The organism is Neptuniibacter pectenicola (assembly GCF_001597735.1).
GTDB classification, from domain to species: Bacteria; Pseudomonadota; Gammaproteobacteria; order Pseudomonadales; family Balneatricaceae; genus Neptuniibacter; species Neptuniibacter pectenicola.
The window spans coordinates 1-245 of sequence record NZ_LUTS01000173.1 but is presented as its reverse complement, the minus strand read 5'-3'; the positions used below and the strand labels follow the sequence as shown (position 1 = coordinate 245).

General features: G+C 49.0%; 1 protein-coding gene. It reads right to left on the bottom strand.

What is annotated here, in order from left to right; translation table 11 throughout:
• The coding region (locus tag A3773_RS17375; RefSeq protein ID WP_197462885.1) for an outer membrane protein transport protein at window positions 1–245 on the bottom strand (245 nt) is incomplete at both ends.

Here is a 245-nt window from a genome sequence, read left to right as displayed (position 1 = left end):
CGCGACGATCACCCGTTGCCGAGTTCGTTGTTACTTGACCATCAATATCGATATTTGGGTCAACATAAATAGCACCAACGGAAATTTGTGTGCCTTCTAAATGAGTCAGCATTGCAGGGTTACGCCATTGTGCGCTTGCATTGTCTGCCATTGCAGCTTCACCTGCGTATGCGCGGCCTAAGCCCGTTGCTGAGTATTCAGCTAATTGAAAGCCTGCTGCGTTAACAGTCGATGAGGTTGCCACT